At 57.6% G+C, this 3,879-nt stretch carries 1 protein-coding gene and 3 pseudogenes; 1 reads left to right on the top strand and 3 read right to left on the bottom strand.

Features of this window, described 5'->3' with window-relative positions; translation table 11 throughout:
• From AC6EUL_RS22620 to AC6EUL_RS22610, 3 genes and pseudogenes are all read right to left on the bottom strand, one after another.
• Positions 1-359, bottom strand: a pseudogene (locus AC6EUL_RS22620) (transposase); the annotation flags it as partial.
• 93 nt (positions 360-452) lie between these two features.
• Positions 453-718: pseudogene (locus tag AC6EUL_RS22615) on the bottom strand (IS5 family transposase); the annotation flags it as partial.
• Positions 719-1,799: 1,081 nt separating this feature from the next.
• Positions 1,800-2,918 (bottom strand): acyltransferase family protein, encoded by a 1,119-nt coding sequence (locus AC6EUL_RS22610; RefSeq protein ID WP_499872845.1) that lies wholly within the window; start codon positions 2,916-2,918, stop codon positions 1,800-1,802.
• Between the two features lie 319 nt (positions 2,919-3,237).
• On the opposite strand from AC6EUL_RS22610, the pseudogene AC6EUL_RS22605 reads away from it, so the two are divergent.
• Positions 3,238-3,840, top strand: a pseudogene (locus AC6EUL_RS22605) (phage tail tube protein).
• Positions 3,841-3,879 lie beyond the last annotated feature (39 nt).

Here is a 3,879-nt window from a genome sequence, read left to right as displayed (position 1 = left end):
CGATCGCGCCGGCCCGGGTCAGGTGCTCCCGGAACAGCCACACCGTCTTGGCGTCGGGCACGCCATCCTCGAAACCGAGACCGAGGAAGCGCATGAACGAGAGCCGATCTTGGATCTGAAACTCGGTGGCGTCGTCCGAGAGCGTGTAAAGTATCTGAAGGATCAGGATCTTGAACATCAGGACCGGATTGTAGGGCGGGCGCCCCCCCCTTCGACCCATCGGGCCGCTTCAGTGCGGTGGACAACTTCGGGCGGAAAGCCTCGAAGTCGATCAAGGCCGCGAGCTTCACCAGCGGGTCGCCGTTCTCCGACAAACGCTGATAGCGCTCATCCAGATCGAAGAACCCTAGCTGACCCATCCGAGCCTCCCCAACGCCGACAGCATCAGGAAATCAGGACACCGCCCCGTACGGAAGGAGGTATTTCGAGGTGTCCGGTCGGTGCCTGCTCTAGTGCGCCCGCACGTTCTTGCCATCGAGGAACGCCATGCAGAGTTGGACGCCGCTCTCCTGTGCAAGTTCAAGCAAGCGCTTTCGAAAGCCGGCACAGGATCAATGGATGAAGATATGCGCCGCGCGCCACCACGGACCCAGATCCTCCGGAATGGCCGCCGCTTGGTCCCGTTCTGGCGCCGGCACAGGATAGCTGAGAGTATGCGCCCGAAATCCTTTGGAGGTGTTTAGGCTTCGGGCTTGCACGACTCAACCAGGGGCACCAATTCAGAACATTACGCGTCGCTCAGCACCCACACTCCTGTCTTCGAGAGATCAAAACGCAAGTCAAACCAATCCGTTCAGGCGAGGACAGCCTCTGGGGGCCACCGAGAGCTGGCATCAATTGTCAAAACGCCATGTGCCGACAGATTCTTTCAACTAATTTAAGATTATTGTCCTTTTCTCTTTATCTTTGGCAACCTAATTGCCTAAGACAAAGAGCGTATGACCGAAAACAGCCGCTTTGACAAACACTAAATCTATCTAAGTCATAGAACGGCAACTCATCGCAAGCTGCATTTTGACACCTTATAACGCGATTTCTGCAAACTAAAGTTTCATTTTCCATGCATGGCCTCTCGTTTCTATTTGTATAACCTTGAGCCATTGCAGGCTCCGATTGAAAAATCATTATAACAGTAATGAATTGATTAAAAGATATATTCAATAGGGATTTACGCGAGTACATATGGTAATTCTCCTTGCCGAGCTAAACGACAATAGCCGTATGCGCGCTTCCGTGTTCAGTACCAAGTGCGAATTCAGCGGTCAGCAGCAGGATGCCTCTGAATGCTGAGAGTCTTGATCCAAACGCGCGGTTTGAGCCATCCGTCCAAACGCCCACGCCTTAAGCGCTCGGCGAATCCTAGGTGTGCAGTCCCGCAGTGTGGTGGCATCAGTTTAGCTGAGGTCGCTGCATACCGGGAGGCGTTATGGGACATGTTCTTCACGGCTGCGGCACGACCACGCACGCGGTCAGAGCAGCGCTACAGCGATCGAAAGCTCCGCTCAAAGATCTTGCCGCCCGGCATGGACTGAACCTCCAAGACGGTCGCGAAGTGGCGCAAGCGTGCCTTCGTGCATGACGCGGCGATGGGGCATTGCCCGATGGAGTGACCAGCCCTGTAATCTCCTCAGGCTACTGACGGGCGGTACCAACGCCGAACAAGGAGACCTTCGACGGCGTCCACTCATCTCCGCGAAAGTATGCAGACACGCCGCAAGCATCACGACCGATCCGACGGCACAGGGATGGTCGTGCAAAGCGCCCGTCAGCCTCGCAGGTCTATATGACGTAGGTTCCGATCAGCTACTGGCCGACGGCGCTGAACGAAACCAGTGCACCACCCGCCGAGTGGCATCAATCAGACGCTGCTCTGCAAATCGGTGATAGACGAGGCCAGCAGTGACGCCAAAAGCCACCAAGATCAGTATCATCGCAGGCAATGGTATTATCCTAAGACCAGCCTTCATCGCAATTTGAATGGCAAAAGAAATTGTGACCGCGTGCACGAGATAGATTGCGTAAGAGGCATCCCCAAGGAGGCCAAGCCAAGTCGGAGCTGATACACCGTCGCGACGCTCCCATTCTACGAACCCGGCGAGCGCTGCAACGGATGCTGAGCCGAAGAAAAGTCGTCCAATAAATGAGTTCTCCTGGATGATAGTGGAGTATGGTAGGGCGACAAAGAAACTGGCGGCGCCAAGTATTGCCCACAGGCGCGGGTAAGGAAGTGCGTGACTGCGAAGATATACAGCCGCACCAAGGCCGAGAAGAAATTCTAGAATAAATGCGCTGAACAGAGTGCTGGCTGGGAAAACGGGCGACGAGGTTATCTGCACTACCATAATCGCCATAGCCCACGCCGCGACAGCCCATAGAAGTCGTGACCCGACGACGATCAATGCAGCGAACAGTGTGTAGAACATGACCTCATAGACGAGTGTCCAAGCGACGCCTAGAATTGGTTGCAGCGGATACGGCAAGAGCAACGGCGAAAATAGATAGTTTAATGGATCATGCTGGTAGGACCGACCTGCTGACGGAAATAGGGCATAAAGCGCCATCAGCGGCAGAAGAATGCCCCAGTAGGGCGGATAAACTCTCAGAAACCTGCGCTCGACATATCGACCGAGCCGTTCTGGGCGCCCAAGATCGCCCCAGTGTATCCAAGCGATGATGAAACCGCTGAGCACAAAGAAGTAGTCCACACCGACATTAAAACCGCGGAACACTCCGCCAAGCACCTCGGCACCGTAGAACCTGTCCTCTGATGCGATGCTACCGGCGTGGTGAAAGACGACGAGAACGGCGGCGATGCCGCGTCCCGCTTGGATGCTGCGAAGTTGTAGTTTGCGCTCAACCCGATCCATGCCTAGTCCCGTCAACTTCATGGCCAAGCCGGCCACGCTGACGGATAGCACGAATGGACCCTTCCCAAACCGTTGTTGATCCGGATGTTGGCCTCGCCTGCCTGCCTGCTGGTGATGGGCGCCCTCTTATGCATCAGTCTGATCAACCGGAAGTGAGCGCACGTGCCTCGGGCGTCCCTCCTTGGCGGTCACGGTGACTCCGACTGCTCCATGGTGCCAAGCCTCAGGAGGCCCGATGGCCAACGTCACTGTCCACGACCAGAGCGTGGTCCGATGGACAGGCGGTTTCTGCGATGTCATCGCGCCCCCGCGCGGGGTAGGCACCCTCGACTGAGCGCGCGGGCGTCTCGCCCTCCTCCAGGAGAATGCCATGACCATTGCAAGCGGCTCCAGCCGTCGGATCGCCTATGTGCCGGAGACCGTTTTCGGCACCACTCCCGCCACGCCCTCGTTCAAGACGTTCCGCGCCACCGGCGGTGGACCGCGCACAAATAAGACCACCGGCACCTCGGACGAGATCCAGGCTGACCGCAACGTCCGCGACGAGTATCAGCTCGGGCAGTACGTCACCGGCGCCTACAATTTCGAGCTGACCTACGGCAACCTCGACGACCTCCTTGAGGGTGTCATGTTCAGCGCCTAGGCGGCCAACATTCTGAAGAACGGCGTCGACCAGAGGTCCTTCACCTTCGAGGAGACGCTGAACCTCGGCGGCGCAAGCCGCTCGCTTTCGCGCTTCACCGGCTGCGCCATCAGCATGCTTAGCCTGTCGATTGCCGCCCGGGCGGCCATCACCAGCTCAGCCACCATCATGGCTCAGAAGGAAGCGCTCGACACCGCCGTCATCGCGGGGTCGACCTACAGCGCTCCGGGCACCACGCCGGTGGTGACCTCCTTGGCCAAGGTCGCAGCCCTGACCATCCCGGGCATCACGGTGTGCAGTCCCGCAGTGTGGTGGCATCAGTTTAGCTGAGGTCGCTGCATACCGGGAGGCGTTATGGGACATGTTCTT

The sequence above is a fragment of the Methylobacterium sp. 001424705 genome (assembly GCF_059816145.1).
Note: the sequence above shows the minus strand (reverse complement) of the source record. Positions and strands in the feature narration are given on the sequence as shown.